Annotated in this window: 20 protein-coding genes; 9 read left to right on the forward strand and 11 right to left on the reverse strand. The window is 63.5% G+C overall.

Annotated features, from left to right (window positions below; all coding sequences use genetic code 11):
• Positions 1 to 251 precede the first annotated feature (251 nt).
• Positions 252 to 683 carry an autoinducer binding domain-containing protein gene (locus tag B6V72_RS08580; protein WP_075776039.1) on the reverse strand — a complete coding sequence of 144 codons (432 nt, stop codon included), beginning with the start codon at positions 681 to 683 and terminating at the stop codon, positions 252 to 254.
• A gap of 99 nt (positions 684 to 782) precedes the next feature.
• On the opposite strand from B6V72_RS08580, the gene B6V72_RS08585 reads away from it, so the two are divergent.
• On the forward strand, positions 783 to 1,385 hold the full coding sequence (locus B6V72_RS08585) for a LuxR family transcriptional regulator (RefSeq protein WP_075776038.1): 603 nt from the start codon (positions 783 to 785) through the stop codon (positions 1,383 to 1,385).
• A gap of 73 nt (positions 1,386 to 1,458) precedes the next feature.
• Positions 1,459 to 2,124, forward strand: a complete 666-nt coding sequence (locus B6V72_RS08590) for an acyl-homoserine-lactone synthase (protein ID WP_088718978.1) — start codon at positions 1,459 to 1,461, stop codon at positions 2,122 to 2,124.
• Between the two features lie 74 nt (positions 2,125 to 2,198).
• Here B6V72_RS08590 and B6V72_RS08595 read toward each other — a convergent pair whose 3' ends face one another.
• The 4 genes from B6V72_RS08595 to B6V72_RS08610 form a co-directional block, all read right to left on the reverse strand.
• Positions 2,199 to 2,630, reverse strand: coding sequence for a universal stress protein (locus B6V72_RS08595; protein WP_088735333.1), 432 nt, complete (start codon positions 2,628 to 2,630; stop codon positions 2,199 to 2,201).
• Positions 2,627 to 5,242 (reverse strand): TRAP transporter permease, encoded by a 2,616-nt coding sequence (locus B6V72_RS08600; protein WP_240497706.1) that lies wholly within the window; start codon positions 5,240 to 5,242, stop codon positions 2,627 to 2,629. Before B6V72_RS08600 ends, B6V72_RS08595 begins: the two co-directional genes overlap by 4 nt.
• A gap of 109 nt (positions 5,243 to 5,351) precedes the next feature.
• Positions 5,352 to 6,326 carry a TAXI family TRAP transporter solute-binding subunit gene (locus tag B6V72_RS08605; protein ID WP_075776034.1) on the reverse strand — a complete coding sequence of 325 codons (975 nt, stop codon included), beginning with the start codon at positions 6,324 to 6,326 and terminating at the stop codon, positions 5,352 to 5,354.
• 57 nt (positions 6,327 to 6,383) lie between these two features.
• Entirely contained in the window at positions 6,384 to 7,247 is an 864-nt protein-coding gene (locus B6V72_RS08610; protein WP_233243028.1) for a MurR/RpiR family transcriptional regulator, read from the reverse strand.
• Between the two features lie 141 nt (positions 7,248 to 7,388).
• Between B6V72_RS08610 and B6V72_RS08615 the strand changes: the two genes are divergently transcribed.
• Together B6V72_RS08615 and B6V72_RS08620 are read left to right on the forward strand one after the other, a co-directional pair.
• Positions 7,389 to 8,711 (forward strand): aspartate aminotransferase family protein, encoded by a 1,323-nt coding sequence (locus tag B6V72_RS08615; RefSeq protein ID WP_088735334.1) that lies wholly within the window; start codon positions 7,389 to 7,391, stop codon positions 8,709 to 8,711.
• Positions 8,708 to 9,460, forward strand: coding sequence for a 3-keto-5-aminohexanoate cleavage protein (locus B6V72_RS08620; RefSeq protein WP_077701168.1), 753 nt, complete (start codon positions 8,708 to 8,710; stop codon positions 9,458 to 9,460). Before B6V72_RS08615 ends, B6V72_RS08620 begins: the two co-directional genes overlap by 4 nt.
• On the opposite strand, the gene B6V72_RS08625 is transcribed toward B6V72_RS08620, so the two are convergent.
• Genes B6V72_RS08625 through B6V72_RS08645 form a run of 5 tightly spaced genes read right to left on the reverse strand, consistent with a single transcriptional unit; the run spans position 9,457 to position 14,175 of the window.
• On the reverse strand, positions 9,457 to 10,881 hold the full coding sequence (locus B6V72_RS08625; RefSeq protein WP_088735335.1) for a dihydrolipoyl dehydrogenase: 1,425 nt from the start codon (positions 10,879 to 10,881) through the stop codon (positions 9,457 to 9,459). The genes B6V72_RS08620 and B6V72_RS08625 overlap by 4 nt on opposite strands.
• 34 nt (positions 10,882 to 10,915) lie before the next feature.
• A complete protein-coding gene (locus tag B6V72_RS08630) occupies positions 10,916 to 11,659 on the reverse strand; it encodes a glycosyltransferase family 2 protein (protein ID WP_088735336.1) in 744 nt (247 codons plus the stop codon).
• On the reverse strand, positions 11,656 to 12,231 hold the full coding sequence (locus B6V72_RS08635; RefSeq protein WP_075776029.1) for a VTT domain-containing protein: 576 nt from the start codon (positions 12,229 to 12,231) through the stop codon (positions 11,656 to 11,658). Before B6V72_RS08635 ends, B6V72_RS08630 begins: the two co-directional genes overlap by 4 nt.
• 4 nt (positions 12,232 to 12,235) lie before the next feature.
• Positions 12,236 to 13,375 carry a ceramide glucosyltransferase gene (locus B6V72_RS08640; protein ID WP_088735337.1) on the reverse strand — a complete coding sequence of 380 codons (1,140 nt, stop codon included), beginning with the start codon at positions 13,373 to 13,375 and terminating at the stop codon, positions 12,236 to 12,238.
• Positions 13,372 to 14,175 (reverse strand): UDP-2,3-diacylglucosamine diphosphatase, encoded by an 804-nt coding sequence (locus tag B6V72_RS08645; protein ID WP_077701170.1) that lies wholly within the window; start codon positions 14,173 to 14,175, stop codon positions 13,372 to 13,374. Before B6V72_RS08645 ends, B6V72_RS08640 begins: the two co-directional genes overlap by 4 nt.
• Before the next feature lie 326 nt (positions 14,176 to 14,501).
• On the opposite strand from B6V72_RS08645, the gene uraH reads away from it, so the two are divergent.
• On the forward strand, positions 14,502 to 14,858 hold the full coding sequence (gene uraH, locus B6V72_RS08650; protein WP_075774354.1) for a hydroxyisourate hydrolase: 357 nt from the start codon (positions 14,502 to 14,504) through the stop codon (positions 14,856 to 14,858).
• Positions 14,859 to 14,980: 122 nt separating this feature from the next.
• Positions 14,981 to 16,279 carry a urate hydroxylase PuuD gene (locus B6V72_RS08655; RefSeq protein ID WP_088721853.1) on the forward strand — a complete coding sequence of 433 codons (1,299 nt, stop codon included), beginning with the start codon at positions 14,981 to 14,983 and terminating at the stop codon, positions 16,277 to 16,279.
• Between the two features lie 42 nt (positions 16,280 to 16,321).
• Here B6V72_RS08655 and B6V72_RS08660 read toward each other — a convergent pair whose 3' ends face one another.
• Positions 16,322 to 18,928, reverse strand: a complete 2,607-nt coding sequence (locus B6V72_RS08660; RefSeq protein ID WP_168173027.1) for a methyl-accepting chemotaxis protein — start codon at positions 18,926 to 18,928, stop codon at positions 16,322 to 16,324.
• Between the two features lie 221 nt (positions 18,929 to 19,149).
• On the opposite strand from B6V72_RS08660, the gene B6V72_RS08665 reads away from it, so the two are divergent.
• The 3 genes from B6V72_RS08665 to B6V72_RS08675 all read left to right on the forward strand — a co-directional run bounded on the left by B6V72_RS08665 (position 19,150) and on the right by B6V72_RS08675 (position 22,362).
• The gene (locus B6V72_RS08665) at positions 19,150 to 19,779 is read left to right on the forward strand and encodes an ATP-dependent Clp protease proteolytic subunit (protein WP_075774357.1); all 630 of its coding nucleotides are present in this window, start codon (positions 19,150 to 19,152) and stop codon (positions 19,777 to 19,779) included.
• Positions 19,780 to 19,896: 117 nt separating this feature from the next.
• Complete coding sequence (gene clpX / locus B6V72_RS08670) at positions 19,897 to 21,162, forward strand: ATP-dependent Clp protease ATP-binding subunit ClpX (RefSeq protein WP_075774358.1); 1,266 nt, start codon at positions 19,897 to 19,899, stop codon at positions 21,160 to 21,162.
• A gap of 129 nt (positions 21,163 to 21,291) precedes the next feature.
• On the forward strand, positions 21,292 to 22,362 hold the full coding sequence (locus tag B6V72_RS08675) for an acyltransferase (RefSeq protein ID WP_088735339.1): 1,071 nt from the start codon (positions 21,292 to 21,294) through the stop codon (positions 22,360 to 22,362).
• Positions 22,363 to 22,422: the final 60 nt, after the last annotated feature.

Consider the following 22,422-nt stretch of genomic DNA (forward strand, 5'->3'; position numbering starts at 1 on the left):
TTTGGGCCGGACCAGGCCCGTCGATCCCGATTACAGATACTTAAGAGGTTAGGGGGCGCCTTTCGCGCCTATCAAGCGAAAGCCAAGCTTTTCGACCGAAATTCGAATGGCCGACAAAAACCAACCTTCGGTTAGATGAAATTTACACGCCGAGGTTGAATTAGGTGCAGCGGCTTCGGCCAGTCGAAATTGCAGAGACCCGTTGATTCGATTTGCACAATCGGCGCGAGGCTGGTGCGAAAGGCCGCGTCTCAGAGGTCAGAGAGGCCCGCCGTAAGATTGTGTAGCTGCCGGGTCATCTCCAACAGCTCCTGCGCCTCGGCCTCAGAGAAAGGCTGGGTAGAGCGGGTGAAGCCCGAGATCGAACGAGAGCCGTTTTCCAGCACCGCGCAGGTCAACCCGTTCCGAAGGCCATGGGCTTTTGCCCCCTCCAAGACCCCTTTGGGGTCATCGAGATCCTCCCAACGCACGATACCCTCGTGTTGCATCCCCCACAGCACGACGGGATCATCCATCATCATGCCCTTCTCGCTATATTCCTCGATCCACGGCTCGGGGTAGGTGCGATACAGGATGTTCGGGCGGGTAAAGCGGATATGCAGGGCAAACGCGAAACCGGTGTCGCAGGTTTGACCGAGTTCCTTGAGAAGGTTATCGATTTCCTTGCGGTTTGCTGTTTCCATCACGGGATTTCGTCTTTAGGTTGTCGGAAGAGGGTCTCAGCGTCCCGCGCGACGGTAGGCTGAGACCGCATCGAGTGCAAGTGAATTGACCATCAGATCATGGAACTGAGGGACTGCGAAACGCGATTGAATCAAATCGCCCCTGCCGGGTTTTATCTCGCGCTAAGGGTTGGCTATTCTTTCCCTGAGGCCGAACTCAACCGTCTGAACAGTGACTGGGTGGACATCTACACTCAGCACGGTCTGGTGGTGCAGGACCCTTCGATGCACTGGGTCTATCACAATGTTGGGTACGTGCGCTGGGCCGATCTGAAAGACGATCCCCGTGACGTCGTCGGGATGGCGCGGCGCATGGGACTTCTCTATGGCGCGACGATCTCGTTCAACACGCCGCGCGATGTCGGGCGACGCAGCCACGCCGCGCTGTTCCGGTCGGACCGGGACTTCACCGATGCCGAGCTGCAGGAAGCGTTCGAGATGCTCAAGACCTTGCATGTCGATGCCTCGCAACGCTCTCTCACGGCAGCCGAACTCGAGGCGATCCGCTACCGCGCGGATGGGCTCTTGATCAAGCAGATCGCCGCGAAACTCGCGATTTCCGAGAGCGGCGTGAAGGCCCGGCTTTCCTCTGCCAGCCGAAAGCTGGGTGCGCGAAATGCGATCGAGATGCTCGCAATCGCGACGTCGAGGCGACTCATCTAGGCTGGTACAACCTAAAAGGGTGAATTTTTTACAAATTCGTGGTTTCGATGGAGTTATCCAGAAGGAGGCTCCAATGCAAAACTGCACTTTCGAATTCTCGCAACTTCACCGCTTCGGCACCGCGTTTTACGACTTTCTGCGCCTGCGCAAGGAGGTCTTCGTCGACACGCTCGGTTGGGACGTGCCGCATAACGACGAAGTGGAGATGGATCAATATGATACGCCCCTAGCGCATTACTCGCTCGTGCTGAAGGAGGGGCAGGTGGTGGGCGGTGCGCGCGCGATGTCCACCGCGGCGATCTGGGGTGGAAATACCTACATGCTGCGCGACGCGCATCTGGGAAAGTTGCCGCATATTCCGCCGGAAATCCTGCCGACCGAAATTGCCAGCGAGACGGTCTGGGAATGTACGCGGCTGGTGATTTCCGACGCGCTGACCACGCAGGCCGAGCGCGCGACCTGCTTGCGGTTGATCGTCGACGGGCTGGTGGAGCGCGCCAAGGAGCGGGGCGCGGACGAGCTGATCTGTCTCTCCTCTCTCGCGCTGATGCGGGCGCTGCGCCAGCTTGGCTACGATGTGAGCCGGATGGGCCCGACCTATCGCAACGACGAGGACGGGCGGCAATACGCGGCGCTGCGGATGCCCGCGGAATATTCCACGCAGCGGCGTCGCGAGATGGCCGAGGCCTGCGTGCTGGCGGCCCGGTCGGCGCCGCGCCAGTTGCATACCGCTGCCTGAGCCGGTGCGGGATAAGAAAAAGGGCGCGCCCATCGCCCGGGCGCGCCCCTAAATCTTCGGCGTCGGTCGCGCGCTCAGCGCACGACGAAGACGCAGCAATTGGAGTGCCGCACGACCCGAGCGGCGTTCGGCCCGAGCAGATAATCGCTGAGATCGGGGCGATGCGCCCCGAGCACGATCATGTCCGCGCCGTCTTTCTCGGCCAGCGACAGGATCTCGTGATAGGCCGTGCCGACGCCCACGATGTGTCGCACCTTGGCGTTCACCTCGGGGCCCACGACCTCGGCGACGAAGTCATGCAGCAGCTCGCGCGCGTGCTCCTTCGCCTTCGCAGTGTGATCGTCCGAGAAAAAGGCCCCCACAACCGCCGAGCCGTAATCGGGCACCACGGTGATCACATCGAGCTGTGCGTCTTCCATCTCGGCCAGCCGCGCCGCCCATTCGAGCACTTTGCGCTCGGTCTTGGGGCGGTTCATGTCGATCGCGCAGAGAATGGTATTGGTCATGCCGGTTCTCCTTCAGCAAAGGCCGCGTCATCGTCTTCCCTGCGCCGATATTGCAGGAAAGCGATGAGCGCGAGAAGCGCGAAAGCGGGGATGAACATCAGCTCTTTCGGAAGCTGGTCGTTCGGCACCTTCACGTTGGACAGTGTGACGGGCCTGTCGCCGTAAAAGTCGAAGCCCTGCAGTTTCTGCTGCAACTCCGAGCCGAACATCGGCTCGTCCGCGACCATCTTTCCGTCCGTTTCGGTGAAGCTCAGGCCGAGCTTGTCGAGCCGGTCCTGCCCCGTCGCGCCTTCGGGCACCTTGACCAGCACGGTCAGGTCCTTCGGTTCTTCGGTGGTGTAATCGGGACCCGAGAAGATCAGTCGCAGCTCACGCCCGACCGGTGCCTTGTCGAGGCGCTGCGTGATGTTCGCAGGCGGCACCTCGTTATAGGGCGGCTCGATCATGTTCATGAAATAGCCGGGACGGAACAGGGTGAAGGCGATCAGAAGAAGCGCCACCGTCTCCCAGATCTTCGAACGGGTGACGAACCACCCCATCGTGCCCGCGGTGAAGACGAGGATGCCGATCGTCGCTATGACGAAGACGAAGATCGCCTGGTACCACGTCACGTCGATCAGCAGCAGATCGGTGTTGAAGATGAACACGAAGGGCAGGGCGACCGTGCGCAGCGAATAGAAGAACGCCGTGAAGCCGGTCTTGATCGCGTCGCCTCCCGAGACTGCCGCCGCCGCGAAGGAGGCAAGGCCCACGGGTGGCGTCACGTCCGCCATGATCCCGAAGTAGAACACGAACAGGTGCACCGCAATCAGCGGTACCACGAGGCCCGACTGCGCGCCCAGATGGACGACGACGCCCACCATCAGCGAGCTGACGACAATGTAGTTCGCCGTGGTCGGCAGGCCCATCCCGAGGATCAGCGACAGGATCGCCACGAAGATCAGCATCAGGATCAGGTTGCCACCCGAGAGGAACTCGACGAAATCGGCCATCACCTGACCGATCCCGGTCAGCGAGACGGTGCCTACGATGATCCCGGCGGTGGCGGTGGCCAGGCCGATCCCGATCATGTTGCGCGCGCCGTCGATCATGCCGCCGATCAGGTCGAGAACGCCTTCACGGAAGCGGCTCATCGGGGCGCTCTCGCCGCGGAAGGCGGCCTTGAGCGGTTTCTGGGTGAGCAGGATGAAGAACAGCAGGAACGAGGCCCAGAAGGCCGACAGGCCCGGCGACTTGCGCTCGATCATCAGGAAATAGACCAGAACGACGATCGGGAGCAGGTAGTAGAGGCCCGCCTTGTAGATATCCTTGATCTCCGGAAGCTTCACGATCTCGGAGTTCGGATCGTCCGGCTCCAGATCGGGCGCTTTCGCGGCGACCCAGACGAGGCCGAGATAGACCAAGACGACGAGCAGAGACAGAACCCAGCCTGCGCCTTCGGGTACCATCGAGGTGATGAGGCGCACCGGGTATTGCGTGGCATAGCACAGCGCCGCGAAGCCCGCGAAGAAGGCGAACATGCCGAAGGCGGTGCGCCAGACCGAGACCACGCGGTCGCCGATCGTCGGCATGCGGTTTTTCACGGCCTCCAGATGCACGATGTAGAACAGTGCGATGTAGGAGATGATCGCCGGGATAAAGGCGTGCTTGATGACCTCCAGATAGGAGATGCCGACATATTCCACCATCAGGAAGGCGGCGGCCCCCATCACCGGCGGCATGATCTGGCCGTTGACCGAAGAAGCCACCTCGACCGAGCCGGCTTTCTCTGCCGAGAAGCCTACGCGTTTCATCAGCGGAATGGTGAAGGTGCCGGTGGTGACCACGTTCGCGATCGACGAGCCCGAGATCAGGCCGGTCGCCGCAGAGCCCACGACGGCGGCTTTCGCAGGCCCGCCGCGCAGGTGGCCGAGCGCGCCGAAGGCCATCTGGATGAAGTAGTTGCCCGCGCCCGCTTTCTCGAGCAGCGCGCCGAACAGCACGAAGAGGAAGACGAACTTGGTCGAGACGCCGAGCGCGATCCCGAACACCCCCTCGGAGGTGATCCACATGTGGCTCATCGCCTTGCGCAGGCTCGCACCGGCCCAGCGGATCTGTTCGGGGAAGAACTCCGACGAGCCGAAGAACACATAACACAGGAACACGATCGCCAGCAGCACCATGACCGGGCCGAGCGTGCGATAGGCTGCGATGAAGAGGAAGATGATGCCCAGGACCGAGATATAGGAGTCCTGCATATCGGCGAGTCCGCCATTGTCGACGATCTTCTGGTAGAAGAAATAGCCGTACAGCGCGAGAAGCGCCCCGCCTACCGCGAGGATCCAGTCATACCACGGCACATGGTCCTTGGGTGAGGACTTGAACAGCGGATATGCCATCGCCGAGAGGAAGATGGCATAGGCCAGATGGATCTGGCGGGCATTGTTGATCAGGTCGCCCGGCAGCACATAGGGCCCGATGGGCGAGGCCAGAAGCACCTGGAAGATCGACCAGCTCAGCGCCACCACGGCGACCATGAGCCCGACCCATCCCTTGGGGCTGCGCGCCCCGCTGTCAGAAGCTTGTACGAGCTCCTGCAATTCTTGTTCGTTCAAGGCGCGATTTTCCGCCATCGTTCCCCCTTGCGACCCAACGGGCCGTCCGCCTGTTCCGGCATGATCTTAGTAGCTGAAACTGAAAAGGGCGGGCACGCAAGCGCGCCCGCCCGAATATGCGCAGGGATTACTTAATCCAGCCGCGTTCCTTGTAGTACTTCAGAGCGCCCGGATGGATCGGAGCCGAGAGACCGGCGGTGACCATTTCCTCGGGCTTCAGATGCGCGAAGGCCGGGTGCAGCTTCTTGAACTCGTCGAAGTTGTCGAAGACCGACTTCACCAGCGCATAGACGACATCATCGGGCTCGTCGGCCGAGGTCACGAGGGTCGCGCGCACGCCGAAGGTCTTCGTGTCGTCGGGGTTGCCGCGATACATGCCGCCGGGGATCGTCGCGGTGGCGTAGTACGGGTTGTCGGCGACCAGCTTGTCGACCGCGTCGCCCGTGACGTTCACGAGGTTCGCGTCGCAGGAGGTGGTCGCTTCCTGGATCGAACCGGAGGGGTGACCCACGGTGTAGACCATCGCGTCGATCTGGTTGTCGCAGAGCGCTTTCGACTGCTCGGCGGCCTTCAGCTCGGTCGCGAGCGCGAAGTCCGAGGTTTTCCAGCCCATCGCATCCATCAGCACTTCCATCGTGCCGCGCTGACCCGAACCGGGGTTGCCGATGTTCACGCGCTTGCCCTTGAGGTCTTGGAAGTTCTTGATGCCGCTATCGGCACGCGCGACGACGGTGAAGGGCTCGGGGTGGATCGAGAACACGGCGCGCAGCTTCTCGAACGGACCCTGATCGGAGAACTTCGAGTCGCCCTTGTAGGCGTGGTACTGCCAATCCGACTGGGCGATGCCGAAGTCCAGCTCGCCCGAACGGATGGTGTTGATGTTGTAGACCGAACCGCCGGTGGACTCGACCGAGCAACGGACGCCGGTTTCCTTGTGGCTCTTGTTCATCAGGCGGCAGATCGCGCCGCCGGTCGGGTAGTAGACGCCGGTGACGCCGCCGGTCCCGATGGTGATGAAGGTCTCGTCGGCTGCGTTCGCCGCGGGCGCCATCAGCGCGCCGGCGACGGCCGCGACGGCCCCGAGTTTGAAGAACTGTTTCATGTAGTCACTCCCGTTGATCGTTTTTGGGTGTCGGTTCAGTGGTACGGTCCGCCTCGGTCAGCGTGCATAGACTTCGTCGAGAAGCCTGTTGCGCCGTTCGACCTCGGCGATCCGTTCGGTTGCGCGGGGTCCCGCGCGCTTCGCCACCAGCGCCAGAATTGCTTCGAGCAAGAACAGCGTGGCGACGTAACTCGTGTAGAAATGCGGGCTGTCGGTGGGCACGATGAAGGTCTCATCGGCCGCGTGCAGCGCCGGACAGCTGCGGCTGTCGGTAATCAGCGTGACATGGGCGCCCTGTTCATGGGCATGGATCGCGCTGCGGATGGTGGAGCGCGCGAAGGGCGGCTTGGTGATCACCAGAACCGCGTCGCGCTCGTCGAGCCCGGCGAGCGTCGCGCCCAGCGACGAGCCAGCGCGGGCGCCTAGCTCCCAGTTGTCGCCTAGGAAATTGGCGATATAGGCGGTGTATTCCGCAATACCCGTCGAACCTAGCGCGCCCAGCAGCACCACCCGGCGGGCGGCGGCGATCTTGTCGGCCACGGCCTCGAGCCGTCCCGGTTCGATCGCGGCGGTCAGGGCTGCGATATTGTCCTGCGTGGCCGCGGCATACCGGTTGAGGAAGCTGTCCTGCGGATCGGCAGCGTCCTTCTGCAGCCGGTCGGCGCGGTCCGCGAAGGGTGAAACACGGCGACCGATCTGGTCGCGCATGGTCTCGCGCAGCTCTTCGAAATTCTCGTATTCGAGCGCATGGGCGAGGCGGGTGAAGGTCGCGGGCGCAAGGTTCGACTCGCTCGCCAGCATACGCAGCGAGCGCGTGGCGATGCTCACCGGATTGTCTGCGATATAGTCGCCCGCCTCACGCAAACGCGTGGAGAGGCTGCCATATTGCGCAGCCAATCGCTGTTCGAAACTGCCGGACAATGCTCCTCCCCAGGTTCCATCACCAGTTATCGCGTCGCGGTGACCGTTTCATTTGTTTCATATATTGTCAATGCGTAAAACATATGTTTCATGGGGTGATCAGCGACCCTCACGCAATCTTGTCCCGAAGGAGGGACCGATATGAGCCATGTATTCCCGCGCCACACGAAGTCCACTGCGCCCTTGGCAGTAAAGGGCGACGGTATCTACATCCTCGACTCCGAGGGCAAGCGGTATCTCGATGGCTCGGGCGGTGCGGCCGTGTCCTGTCTCGGTCACTCTGACGCGGACGTGATTGCCGCGATCAAGGATCAGATCGACAATATCGCCTTCGCGCATACCGGTTTCTTCTCCTCCGAACCCGCCGAGCGGCTTGCCGATCGCCTCATCGCTCACGCGCCGGGGAGCTTGGATCGCGTCTACTTCACATCCGGGGGATCGGAGGCGGTGGAAAGCGCGCTGAAAATGGCACGACAGTATTTCGTCGAGAAAGGCGAGCCGAGCCGGTCGCATTTCATCGCGCGCCGCCAGTCCTATCACGGCAACACGCTGGGCGCGCTGGCCGCTGGCGGCAATGCGTGGCGCCGCGAGAAGTTCAACCCGCTGCTGATCGATGTGAGCCACATCGCGCCCGTGCATGAATACCGCTGGCGCGAGGACGGCGAGACCGCCGAGGAATACGGTCTGCGCGTCGCCAACGAGCTGGAGGCCGAAATTCAGCGTCTCGGTGCGGAGAACGTGATCGGCTTCATCGCCGAGCCGGTCGTGGGCGCCACGATGGGCGCGGTGCCGCCGGTAAAGGGCTATTTCAAGCGTATCCGCGAAATCTGCGATCAATACGGCATCCTGCTGATCCTCGACGAGGTGATGTGCGGGATGGGCCGGACCGGTACGTTGTTCGCCTGCGAGCAGGACGGGATCGCGCCCGATATCGTCACCATCGCGAAGGGGCTCGGCGCGGGCTATCAGCCCATCGGGGCTGCGATCTGCACGTCCGAGATTTATGACGCCTTCGTCAACGGCTCGGGCTTCTTCCAGCACGGACATACCTATATCGGCCACCCGACCGCGACCGCCGCGGGCGATGCCGTGGTCAAGAAGCTGACCGAGGGTGGCATGGTCGCGCGGGCGGCGCAGCAGGGCGAAGTGCTCGACGCGGCTTTGCGCGAGGCGTTCGGCCAGCATCCCCATATTGGCGACATCCGTGGGCGCGGCATGTTCCGCGGGCTGGAAATCGTGGCCGACCGCGCCACGAAAGAGCCGATGGATCCGGCGAAGGCCGTCAACAAGAAGCTCAAGGCTGCGGCTTTCGAGGCGGGGCTCGTCTGCTACCCGATGGGCGGCACGATCGACGGCCAGCGCGGCGACCACATCCTGCTCGCGCCGCCCTTCATCATCACCGACGACCAGATCGGCGAATTGGTGGACAAGCTCGGCACCGCGATCCGCGAGGTTCTCGGGTGAGCCTGCCGCGTATCATGGTCGCGCCGAACGGGGCGACCAAGACCAAGACCGACCATCCGGCGCTGCCGGTCTCGCTCGACGAAATCACGCAGACTGCGCTCGCCTGCCGCGACGCCGGGGCAGGGGCGCTGCATCTGCACCTGCGCGACGATGCGGGCGGGCACCTGCTCGATAGTGGAGCCTATGCCGAGGCGTTGGCCCATCTGCGTCCGCGCTTGGGCGACATGGCGATCCAGATCACCACCGAGGCCGCGGGGCGCTACGCGCCGGGCCACCAGCGCTACGTCGCTCTGAACTCGGGCGCTCATATGGTCTCTGTCTCGGCGCGCGAGATGCTGCGCGATCATGAATTGCTGGCGATGAAGTTCTACGAGGAGGCGGCAGAGCGCGGGATCGCGATCCAACATATCCTCTATTCCCGCGAGGATGCCGAGGCGCTGGCGCGCGTTCTGCCCGACCGTTTGCTGCGCGATCCGGCACTGCAACTGATCTTCGTGATGGGCCGTTATGTCGCGGGGCAAGTCTCGACGCCTGAGATGCTCGACCCGTTCCTCGACTGGATGCAAGCCGAGGCGATCACCCCCGACTGGGCGATTTGCGCCTTCGGCCGGGGCGAGACCGCCTGCCTGAGAAACGCGTTCGCCAAGGGGGGCAAGGCGCGGGTCGGGTTCGAGAATTCGCTGGTGATGGAAGACGGGACGACCGCGCCCGACAACGCCGCGCGTGTGGCCGAGATTGCAGCTCTTTAGTCGAGCGTCGAGTGCCCTTTCTCGGGGCAGTCGGCGAGGTCGGAGCGCTCCTCGTCGGGCAATTGCCGGGCGATCTCACGCAAGGCGCTGCGCAGCCCTTCCTCCATCACCGGATGATAGAAGGGCATCGCCAGCATGTCGTAGGTGCTCATCTCCGACTGGATCGCGAGGCCGAAGAGATGCGCGAAATGCTCGCCCTCGGGCAGCGCCATCTCGCAGCCCAGGAGCTTGCCGCTTCCCGGCTCGGCATAGATGCGGATCAGGCCATGCGCCTCTTCGGCCAGCCGGGCGCGCGATTGCGACGCGAAATTGGCGTGTCCGATCAAGATGTCCTTCCCCTCCAGATCCGCGAAGCTCTGCCCGACACGCACCGCGTTGGGCGCGCAGAAGGCGATGGCCATCGAGGCCCGGCGGCGATAGCGGCGTGGACTTTCGGCCAAGGCGTTGCGCCCCGCGATATGCCCTTCGTCCGCAGCTTCGTGCAGGATCGGGCGGATCGCGTTTGCGTCGCCCGCCATGAAGACCGGCAGATCGCCGATCTGCGTGGAAGAGGCGTCGACCTCGGGCATCCCGTGATCGTCGAGCGGCACGCCGAGCGTCTCTAGCCCGAGCCCCGCGATATTGGGGCGGCGTCCCATCGCGGCGAGCACGGCGTCGGCCTCGAATTCTGCGCCGCCTGCGCCTTTCACGATCAAACTGCCCGCATTGCCCTCGGAAATCTCAGCCGGGGCACCCAGATGCAGCGGCAGTTCCGCCGCGATGGCGTCGCGCAGGAGTGCAGCGACTTCCGGGTCGGTCATGCCAGCCACGCTTTCCAACGCATCGAAGCCCGCGACCTCGATCCCCATCCGCGCCATCGCCTGTGCGAGTTCCACGCCGATCGCGCCCATGCCGATCACCGCGATCCGCTTGGGCAGGTCGTCGCGGTCGAACAGCGTGTCGGTGGTAAAAATACGATCGCCGAAGGTTTTCCACGGCCCCGGCAGCACTGGCGACGAACCGGTCGCGAGGATGATCGCGTCGGCGGTCACTTCCCCGTGCCCCTCGATCTCGATCCGGTTCGGCCCGAGGAGCCTCGCGCGGCCCGAGATCGCCTTTTCGCCGAGTTTCTCGGGCACCGCGCGCGGCGATTTCGTGAAGTCGTCGCGCATCCGTTTCATTCGCGCCATCACGTCGGGCACGCGGATGCGCAGCGTCTCGGCGGCGGAAATCCCGAAGGCCTCGAAATCGTGGCGACGGTGGAAGGCGTTGGCGGCTTCGATCAGCGCCTTGGAAGGCATGCAGCCGCTTTCGGCGCAGGTCGTGCCCCAATGGCCGTCATTGATGATGAGGAAGTCATCTGTCGCATGGCGCACCTCGCGCAAGGCGGACAACCCGGCCGAGCCGGAGCCGATTATGACGACGCGCGCATGTTGTGACATGAAACCTCCGCTGAACTGTCGCGAACCGAACCGCCTAGCGAGCTATACGTTCCAAGTCTTTTCGCGGTAAAGTCTGCACCTGAACTGGCACCCGCAGGCGGCGCATCGCCACGATCTGCCCCAACGCGCGATGCGGTGCGATGGTGCGGAAGATGTCGCGGATCATCCGCGCGTCGGCGGTGACACCGGCGCGCCAGTTGCCAAGCTTTGCGGACTTCATCGGGCTGTCGACGCCGGGCCACGCGACGACGGCGATCCGGGCGCGCGCGCCGATCCACAGGCGGTTCATGAACACCTCCAGCCCGAAGCGGGGAAGGGCGTTGAGAGCCTCCAGTCGTGTGCCCAGCATCTCGCGCGGGATCACACGCTCGCCTGAGATGTAATCGAGCCCGATCACCCGCCAGATGCGCGGCGCGTTGCGGCGCAGGCTGATCGTGACATCGGCCTCCCCATTCGCCACCGGCGCGATCAGCGCGCCCAGATCGGAATGGGTCAGCCCCAGCAGATCGCTGTCGAGCAGCATCAGGTGAGTGCCCGCGGCTTCTGCGATCCCCGCGGCCACGGCCGCCGTCTTGCCTCCGTTCTGTGTCTGGCGCAGCACCCGCAGATGCGGATGGGCGGCGCAATACCCCTCGGCGATTTCGGCGGTGCCGTCGCTTGAGCCGTCGTCGATCACGATCACCTCGGCGATCTGCGGATGGCCCAGCACGCGCTCCAGCACCGCGCCGATCCGCGGGGCTTCGTTATAGGCGGGCAGAATGCAACTGATCTTCGTCATGAATGCGACCTCTTGCGGCGATAGAACCAGATCGTGGCGCCGAGCGCGATCACGACGAGCAGGATCAGCGAGCCCGTCGACAGCCAGCTGTCGATCTTGCCGATATGCGAGCCGAGCCAATAGCCGAGTGCCACGAAAGCAAGCGATTTCGGGATCGTGGCGATCAGATTGGTCAGCATGAACACCCAGAAATTCATCCGCGCGACCCCGGCTGCGACCAGCACCGGCGCGCCAGCCGAATGGGTCAGTTTACCGAAGACCAGCGTCTTGATCCCCTTGCTCTGGAAGTGCCGCGCCGCGCTCACGAGCCGCGCGCGGCTCAGACCCAGCCTGTCGCGCCATTTCTTGGGCATCCGGTTCAGCCCCCATCGGCCAAGCGAATAGAGCCCCAGATCGCCGACGAGATCGGCAAGGATCACGATGATCGCAACCGACCAGACGGAGAACAGGTTCTGGCTGGCAAGCCACGCCGCGATCACGGTCACGATCGGCCCTTCGAGCACCGCAATCGGCGCGATTACGGCTAGGCCGTGTTTCGCCATCAATGCGGAGATCGTCTCCAAGCCGAACATAAGGTTACTCCGTGACGGGGGTGTCGCGGCGCGCCACGTCCCGATGGGTCATGTCATTGCCGCGCCACGTGAAATCGCGCCCAAACCATGTCATCAGCCACAGCGCGGGCAGCATCGCGTCGCGGATCGCGAACCCTGCGATGTCGCGCGCGGAGGCGGGCCAGCCCGCGATCCGCGCCAGCAGCACCTCGGCACCGTACCACAGCGCAACCAGAAGCGGCAGCGCGATCCAAGGCATCGCGCCGAAAGCGGCGAGGGCAAGCGCGGCGAGGAAGGGCAGGAAAGGGCCCTGCGCGATCTCTGCGGCGAAGATCATCACGAAGCCGTCGCGACGCACCTTGGACCAGCGCAGCTGGCGGTTCCAGACCGTGCGAGCCGCGCGCCTCCCGATCGGTTGCGCGAAGAGGTGCCGCGTCAGCCGCACCTTCAGCCCCTGACGGCGCACGAGTTTCGTAGAGGCCACGTCCTCGGCCATGTTGCGCCCGAGCGCCGCAAAGCCGCCGCCTGCCATCAGGATGTCGCGCCGCCAGAACAGCGATTTGCCCTGTGCGAAGCCCAGCCCGATCATGTCGGCCGCCACCTGCCAGCGCGCCTGATTGGTGTTGAGGAACGCTGCCTCGACGGCGCCCCAGAGATTGCCTGGACGCTCGGCGACCGGCGGAGCGGAGACCAGCCCCGTGCCGGGCCGCCATTCCGCCACCAACCGCTTCAGATAATCGCGCGGCAAAAGCAGATTGCTATCGGCCATCGCGAGCCACTCAGCGTCGGTCGCGGACAGACCCTTGTGCAGGTTGTTCAGCTTCGGATTGCCCGACACCGCGTCGAGCCCGGTCAGAAGCCGCGCATGCACATGCGGGTTCTCTTCGATCAGGCGACGGACCAGCGCGCAGGCCGGGTCGTGCTCGGACGGCGCGCAGAATATTACCTCGTAATCCGGATAGTCGAGTTCGAAGGACGAGCCCAGCGTCTCCGCGTCGAACGGGTCGACCCCGCAGACCGGGCGCATCAGTGCGATGAAAGGCAGGTCGTCGGGCACCGGCTTCGGTGGTCGGGATTCGCGCCACGCGGTCATCGCGGCGCTGAGAAGATGCGCCGTTAGAGTGATGCCCAGAAGGGCTGCAAGGAAGAGCAGAACGATCGTCATGCACGAACCTTTGCGACGGCGGGGCGGGTGCCGGTCTCGGTGACCGCAGCGGGCTCCGCGCCCCATTGAAGAAGTTGCAATGCGCCTGAACTATCCTCGGCCAAGGCGGTCAGGCTGTCCACCCAGTCGCCGCAATTCGCGTAGGTCATTCCGCCGACCTCGCGCAGCGCGGGCTTGTGCGAGTGGCCGCAGATGATCCCGTCGACCCCGGCCTCGGAGGCCAGCGCGATCAGCCGATGCTCGTAACCAGAGCCACGTGCGATCAGGTGGTTAATCCCCTCGATCGCGAGCTGGATCAACGTGCGCTCTGTCTCGGAAACGTCACGGCGGCGGCGCAACCAGGCATCGATGCCGCGGAACAGCGCGTCCATCCGGCTTCCGAAACGGGTCATCGCGTGCCAGCGCAGGATGCGCGCATCGCATTGATCGCCATGCACGATAAGGTAGCGCTGCCCGTCCGCGCCGACATGGAGTGCCGTCTCGGCCAGCTCAAAGCTGAGGAAGTTCATACCCGGCGAGCGTAGTGCCGCATCGTGATTGCCGGGCAGGTAGACGATACGCGTTCCGGCCTCGGCATGGGCCTCGAGGGTCTCGATGATCTCGGCATGGATATCCCCCCACTGCACGGGGCCACCATGCCAGAGGTCGAGGATATCGCCGACGAGGTAGATCGCGTCGGCCCGGACGCTTTGCAGAAAGTCGAGTATCGGGCCGGGGCTGCACCCGCGCGAGCCAAGGTGAAAATCCGAGAGGAAGAGGCTGCGGTAGTGGTGCTTGTTGTGATGGCGCGATCGGCTCATGTCACATCTCCGGTGGATCGGCGGGGAGAGGCAGGCACCCGGCGCCTGCGCAGAGAAGCGATGCGGAGACAGTCCGGAAAATGGCAGACTGCAATTTATGGGCCATAGGATCCTTCCGCTCTTTGCTGCGCTGCCCATCGCCTTCCGACGTGACATCGATGTGACGGCTACGTGAACCTGTTATGTCACCTAGAGGCAGCTGTGCGGTGATCAACCATAAGGGTGTGAAATACCAAGCAACTTCCGGTGAGCGCACGATATCTTGCGGTTTGTTTCACCCGAAAGCATAGTGGTCGCGGTGACGACGATTGGCGAAGGAGAACGCGATGGCAGGATATCTGACCACCCATGTGCTCGACACGGCGCGGGGATGCCCGGCGGACGGGCTCAAGATCACGCTCTTCGCTCTCAACGGAGACGATCGTGAGGTGCTGGCCGAGATGGTGACGAATGCCGACGGGCGCACCGACTCGCCGATCCTGCCGGCGGAGCGGTTTCGCACCGGGCAGTTCGAACTGGTCTTCGCTGCGGGGGATTATCTGCGGGCGAGCGGGCAGGGAGCGGAAGAGCCGCTGTTCCTCGACGATATCCCGATCCGCTTCGGGATGAATGATGCCGGGGCGCATTACCACGTGCCGCTGCTGCTCTCGCCCTACGGCTACTCAACCTATCGCGGCAGCTGAGCCCGGGGCGTCCATCTGCTCGTGATTTGAGCATCCGGACAAAAATCCGGCGGTTCCGCCGCGCCATCGCTTGCGCTCGGCCGTGGCTTCGGAAACTCTGGGCGCAAAACGAGGGACGACGGATGGATTACACTTTTTTTCTGGAATGGGTGCAGTTCGCGGTGCGCTGGCTGCACGTGATCACCGCGATTGCGTGGATCGGGTCGTCCTTCTATTTCATCGCGCTCGATCTGGGGCTGGTGCCCGAACCCGGCGCGCCTGAAGGGGTGCATGGGGCGGCGTGGCAGGTCCATGGCGGCGGCTTCTACCACATCCAGAAATATCTCGTGGCCCCGGCGCAGATGCCCGACCGGCTGACCTGGTTCAAATGGGAAAGCTACATGACGTGGCTTTCGGGCTTCGCGATGCTGGTGGTGCTCTACTGGACGCAGGCGCAGTTCTATCTGATTGATCCGCGGGTGATGGAGCTGCCGGTCTGGGGGGCAATTCTGATCTCGATCGGCTCGCTCGCGCTCGGCTGGCTCCTCTACGACCTGATCTGCAAATCGCGTTTCGGCGAAAACAATACCCGGCTCATGCTCGGCCTCTACGTCATTCTCGTCGCGATGGCCTGGGGCTATACGCAGGTATTCTCGGGCCGCGCGGCGCTGCTGCATCTGGGGGCCTTCACCGCGACGATCATGACCGCAAACGTGTTCCTGATCATCATTCCGAACCAGAAGATCGTAGTAGCCGACCTCGTGGCGGGGCGCACGCCCGATCCGAAATACGGCAAGATCGCCAAGCAGCGTTCGACCCATAACAATTACCTGACGCTGCCGGTCATCTTCCTGATGTTGTCGAACCATTATCCGCTGGCTTTCGCGAGCGCCTATAACTGGCTTATCGCCTCCCTGGTGTTCCTGATGGGGGTGACGATCCGGCACTTCTTCAACACGCACCACGCCCATAAGGGTAAGCCGTGGTGGACCTGGGGCGCCACCGCGGCGTTGTTTATTGCGATCGTATGGCTGTCCTCGATCCCGAAGGCGGATGCCGGGGCGGACACCGAGGACAGCGCCATGTTGACGCCTTTCGAGCAGCGCTTCGCGGCGGCGCCCGGCTTCGACGAAGTGAGCGGTATCGTAATGGGGCGCTGTTCGATGTGTCATGCGAGCGAGCCCGGCTATGAGGGGATTGGCCATGCTCCCAAGAATATCAAGCTCGAGACGCCCCGCGAAATCGCCGCCGCCGCGCGGCAAATCTACGTGCAAGCCGGGCTGACCGACGCGATGCCGCCTGCGAATTTGAGCTACATGGAGCCGCAGGAGCGCGCCGCCATCCGGGCTTGGTTCCGAGCGGGCGAGGCCGGGACGCAAGCGGCAGGTCCAACGGATCGGGCCGAGGCCGAGATCGCGGTTCCCCATCCCGACGCGTCGTGATCGCTGCCGCATATCGGCGGGTTCAGGGATCATAGTGATGAGTTAGAAATCCTCCCAATCGTCATCCGTGGGTGGCGGCGGCAAAGCCAAGGCAGTATTGCCTGACACGCTGATAGGCGAAGCAGCATCGCGCAGGGCCGATTTCGGCGGCGCGGAGGCAATGCGCTCCGATTTCTCGGGCGCACGTCGCGGCGCCACAGCAGGTTTGTCCGCAGAGTCGACACGACTGGCGCTGGCACCCGATGCCTCGCCAAGTTTGAATTGTCCCATCGCCTCGCCGAGTTCCACGGCCTCGCGTTCGAGGACCTGGCTAGCGGCGAGGGCCTCTTCGAACATGGCGGCGTTGTGCTGGGTAACCTGATCGAGCTGCGTGACGGCGGAATTGATTTCCGTCAGGCCCGCGCTTTGCTCCTGCGTAGCATTCGCGCTGTCCGCGACATAGGCGAGAAGATCGGAAACGGAGGACTGGATGCCCCCGAGCGCATCGCCCGCTTGGCCCACCAAGCCGACGCCGCGTTTCACCTGTGCTGAGGAGTTCGCGATCAACTCGGCGATCTCGCGTGCAGCGTCAGAGGAGCGCTGCGCGAGCGCACGCACTTCCGACGCGACCACCGCGAAGCCTCGTCCGGCTTCGCCAGCGCGCGCGGCCTCCACCCCGGCGTTCAGAGCGAGCAGGTTGGTCTGAAAGGCGATCTCGTCGATGACGCTGGTGATCCGGCTGATCTGCTCCGAGCTTTGTTCGATTTCCGACATCGCCTGCACGGCTTCGGAAACGACTTGGCCGCTTTCTTCCGCGCTGCGCCGGGCGGTCTCGACAAGGTCATTCGCGCGGCCGGCGGCCTGGGCGGCCGCCTCGACCGAGGCGGTGATCTCGTTGAGCGCGGCGGCGGTCTCCTCGAGCGTGGCGGCCTGCCGTTCGGTGCGCCGCGCCATGTCATCGGAGTTTGACGAAATTTGCCGCGCCTCAGTGCGGATCGATCCGGCGTTGTCGAGCACCTTTCGCATCGCGTCGCGCAAATCGCCGATCGCGCTGTTGAAGTCGTCACGCAATGTCTTGGAATCGCCTTCGAATTCAGCGGTGATCTCGGCCATGAGATCCCCGGCGGAGAGCCCGGCCAAGGCCGATTTCAGGGTCTCGACAATGTGTTGTTGGGCGGCTTGCATCGCGTCGCGTTCTTTCCGGCGGGCGTCAGCCTCCAAATGCTGCTGGGTGCGGTCGCTCGCGAGCACGGTGAACATGACCATCGTGCCGTCCGAATCGAGGATCGGGTTGACCGAGCCTTCGAGCCAGGCCTGGCGGCCGTCGGCACAGCGCAGCATCAGCATACCCGCGAATGGCTGCGGATCGCGCCGGAGAATTTCGCAGACCGGCGTGCCCTCGAAGGTAATCTGGCCGGCTACGGACATCCCGGCCATATCTTCGCGGGGCGCGCCGTAGACTTCGGCAAACGCGTGATTGAGCGTGTCGATCGTTACATCGGGACGTAGGTCCACGCGCAGGAGGTTGGCGTCGATCGCAGAGATCAGCGAGGCATTGCGCCGTTCTTCCGTGGTGTTGCGCCATTGAGAGACATGGCCGATCTTTTCGCCCGCCTCGTCGGTCACGGGGCTGACGAGGCAGCGAAGCGATCCGGCGCGCATTCGGCCTTCGAGGGTGAGGGTGTCGCGTGCCCCGCCGTCGAGCGCTGCGGCCGCGGTCGTCCCCGCTGGCAAAATCTGGTCCGCGCGGGTTCCGACAAGCTTATCGGGGTCGAAACTCGGGTTGTAGGATCGGATTTCTGGCGCGAAGGGGCGCAGCAGATCCGAAGCGGCCTCGTTGGCGAAGGTGATGACGTGATCGTTGCCGGTGAGAATGATCGCGACCGAGGCGCTTTCGAGTGCGGCGCTGTGGACCCGCGCTGCGCGGTTGCGCGATTCGGCGATCGCAAGCTCGGACGCAAAGGTTTGCAGCGCGCGGGCGATCGCGCCGATTTCGTCGTGCCGCTTGGTGGCGGGGATTTCGGCATCGAGCTGCCCCGCGACTACGGAGCGCATCGCCTGCGTCACGCGGGTGAGCGGGCGCGCGATAAGCCAGCGTACGCCGAGCATCGCGCCGCCGAGAATGGCCACAAAAATCAAGGCCGTGAAAGCGAGGTTGCGTATCATGTCCTCGGCAGCGCGCGCGATGGCGGGTGCCGGGCTCCATCGCAGTGCGAGCACGGCGAGCGGGTCGTCTTGCGGGGAAATGCGCAGGGGAATTGCTTCGCTCAGCCCGTCTGCCGATTTCTTCAGGCCCTGCGCCTCAATCGCGTTTTGCGCAAGCGTGACCAAGGCTGGGTCGGCCTCGCCCGCCTTAGCCAGAACGTCGCCGCGCAAGTTGAGCACCAGCGCGGACTGACCGGCGCCGTCGGAGCCCGCGAGCACCGCTTTGACCTCATGAGACGCGTCTGCGATCCGTCCCGTGATCAGCGCATCCGTTACCGAATCACCGAGCATAGGCAGGATCTGGTCGAGCTGCGTCCTCGCGGCCTCGTTGGCGCGGCGATGGTTCGAATTGATCGTGAGCAACGTCATCAGCGCCGCGAACATGATGCCGACGATCGCGATCAGGGCCAGCAATTTGACCATCACGGTGTGCCAGGCGCTTGCACCAGCCTCGGATTTGGACATCTCCGCCTCTTTTTCCACACGGGGGCATTCCCGCAAAATCGCGGACACGCTACGTCCATCCCCTTTCGATGCCCTTAACGCGGACCTGCTGCAGGTCAGCATTTGCGCCGCAAGCGCATTTTCCCCGCAGTCAGTGCCCTTGAAGGTCCCCGATGCGGTCACTAAGACTTCTGTAAAGATCACACGCTATGAAGAGCGTCGAACGACCAGGAAGGGCCGAGATGAAAGATCCCCACGAGTTTTACATGAACACGCTGGTGCCGATGGTGGTCGAGCAGACCTCGCGCGGCGAGCGTGCCTACGACATCTACTCGCGCCTGCTGAAGGAGCGCATCATCTTCCTGTCGGGCCCGGTCCATGACGGCATGTCGACGCTGATCTGCGCGCAACTTCTGTTCCTCGAGGCCGAGAACCCGAAGAAAGAGATCGCGATGTACATCAACTCGCCGGGCGGCGTGGTGACGAGCGGTCTGTCGATCTACGACACGATGCAATACATCAAACCCAAGGTCTCGACGCTGGTGATCGGGCAGGCGGCCTCGATGGGCTCGTTGCTGCTGACCGCGGGCGAAAAGGGGATGCGCTTCTCGCTGCCCAACAGCCGCGTCATGGTCCACCAGCCCTCGGGCGGCTACCAGGGGCAGGCGACCGACATCATGATCCACGCCCGCGAGACCGAGAAGCTCAAGCGTCGCCTGAACGAAATCTACGTCAAGCATACCGGCAACGACTACGAGACCGTCGAAGCCGCGCTCGAGCGCGACAACTTCATGTCCGCCGAGGCCGCGAAGGAGTGGGGCCTGATCGACGAGATCCTTGAAAGCCGGGTCAGCGACGACGGAGAAAAGTGATCCTCCCGCTTAACTTCGGGACGATTTTGACATTGAGGTGACGGTTGGCCTGTCCTAGTCTTGAAGGGACAGGCCAATTCACGAAGCCCGGGGCGGCCCGGGCAGCAGAGGTAAGAGATGGCGAACTCGAACGGCTCCGACAGCAAGAACACGCTTTATTGCTCGTTCTGCGGCAAAAGCCAGCATGAGGTCCGCAAGCTGATCGCGGGTCCGACCGTGTTCATTTGCGACGAATGCGTCGAGCTGTGCATGGACATCATCCGCGAGGAGACGAAATCGGCCGGGCTGAAATCCACCGAAGGCGTGCCGACCCCGCGCGATATCTGCCAGGTGCTCGACGATTACGTGATCGGCCAGGAACATGCCAAGCGCGTGCTCTCGGTCGCGGTGCACAACCACTACAAGCGTCTCAACCACGGCACGAAGACCGACATCGAACTGGCGAAGTCGAACATCCTGCTGATCGGCCCGACGGGCTGCGGCAAGACACTTCTCGCCCAGACGCTGGCGCGCATCCTTGATGTGCCCTTCACGATGGCCGACGCGACGACCCTGACCGAAGCCGGTTATGTGGGCGAGGATGTCGAGAATATCATCCTCAAGCTGCTGCAGGCGTCGGAATACAACGTCGAGCGGGCGCAGCGCGGCATCGTCTATATCGACGAGGTCGACAAGATCACCCGCAAGTCGGACAACCCGTCGATAACGCGCGACGTGTCGGGCGAGGGTGTGCAGCAAGCGTTGCTGAAGATCATGGAGGGCACCGTGGCCTCCGTGCCGCCGCAGGGCGGGCGCAAGCATCCGCAGCAGGAATTCCTGCAGGTCGACACGACGAACATCCTGTTCATCTGCGGCGGCGCCTTCGCGGGTCTCGACCGGATCATCGCGCAGCGGGGCAAGGGCTCGGCTATGGGCTTCGGCGCGGACGTAAAGGATAGCGAAGACCGCAATATCGGCGAGCTGTTCAAGGAGCTCGAGCCCGAGGATCTGCTGAAATTCGGCCTGATCCCGGAATTCGTCGGTCGTCTGCCGGTCATCGCGACGCTGACCGATCTCGACGCCGAGGCGCTGGTGACCATCCTGACCGAGCCGAAAAACGCGCTGGTGAAGCAGTACCAGCGTCTCTTCGAGATCGAGGGTGTGTCGCTGACCTTTACCGACGATGCGCTGACCGCCATCGCCAAGAAGGCAATCGAGCGGAAGACAGGTGCACGCGGTCTGCGGTCGATCATGGAAGACATCCTGCTCGACACGATGTTCGAACTGCCGGGCATGGAAGAGGTCGAAGAGGTCGTGGTCAACGAAGAGGCCGTGACCCAGAGCGACGCAAAACCGCTGCTGATCTATGCCGAAGCCAAGAAGGAAGGCAAATCGGCGAGCTGATCGCGACGTAAGCAACGATTCAGCAAGGGGCGAGCTTCGGTTCGCCCCTTTGTTTTGCGACATGTTTCTTCTCGTGCGGAAGGGTTTGCGCTAGTTCTTGGCGCATTCCCCTCGCAGAAGGGCAAGGACATGAGGCAGAGCTTTGCACCGCTCGCAGCCGGGCAGAACAACAATCTCAACCTGATCCGCCTGATCGCAGCGTCCTGCGTGCTCGTGTCGCATGCTTGGCCGATCAGCCTCGGACCGGGAGCGCTGGAACCGCTCGAGGCCGCGACCGGCTTCAGCCTCGGTGCGCTTGCGGTCTTCGTGTTCTTCGCGATTTCGGGCTTCCTGATCTCGGCGAGCTTCGAGCGTTCTAGCAGCCCATGGCGCTATGTCCGCGCCCGCGTGGCGCGGATTTACCCCGGGTTGATCGTCTCGATCTCGCTGGTCACCTTCGTCATCGGGCCGATTTTCAGCCGACTGTCCCCGGTCGACTACCTCGCCTCGGTCGAGACATGGCTGGCATGGCTCGGCAATGTGAGTCTCGTCCGGCTCGATTACCATCTGCCTGGTGTTTTCGAGGGCAATCCCTATCCGACGGTTCAGGGCTCGCTGTGGACGCTGCCGGTCGAGATACGGCTCTACGTGGTCGTCGCGTTGCTCGGCGTGCTTGGCTTGATGCGCAAGCCGCTCCTGCTGATGACCGCGGTTCTAGTAGGTCTAGCGGGCCTCAGCCAAGCCCCCGCATTCGATTTTCCCGGAGCCTATGCGCTTCGCTCGCTCTGGTATCCGGGGTTGCCCTTTTTCCTCGGCATGGGGGCCTACCTGATGCGTGCGCGCATCCCGGCCTCGCCGGTGGTCGCCCTTCCCCTCGCGGTTCTGGCGGCTATCAGTATTCACGGCCCTCTGGCGTATCCGTCGATGGCACTCGCTGTCTCCTACGCAACGCTCTGGCTGGCGGGGCTGCCTTCGGGAAGGTTGCGCGAGTTCAATCGGGTGGGCGACTACTCCTACGGTATCTATATCTACGCTTTCCCTGTGCAGGGGATGGTCGTGGCGCTCTTGGGCGAGATGGGCCCGCTTTCCAATATCGCCCTCGCAACGCCGATCACCGTCGCGCTCGCGATGCTGTCGTGGCACTGGGTCGAGCGTCCGGCGATGAAAATCCTTCGCCGCGGGCAGATTCCGCAGGCAAATTCCGCTTCGCAGGCGCCTTGAGCCCGCACGGGTACTGGACCTCGACGCCCCAGCGGATATAACAGGCGGGACGCATTGCGG

Source organism: Thioclava sp. F34-6, from assembly GCF_002213235.1.
Lineage (GTDB): Bacteria > Pseudomonadota > Alphaproteobacteria > Rhodobacterales > Rhodobacteraceae > Thioclava > Thioclava nitratireducens.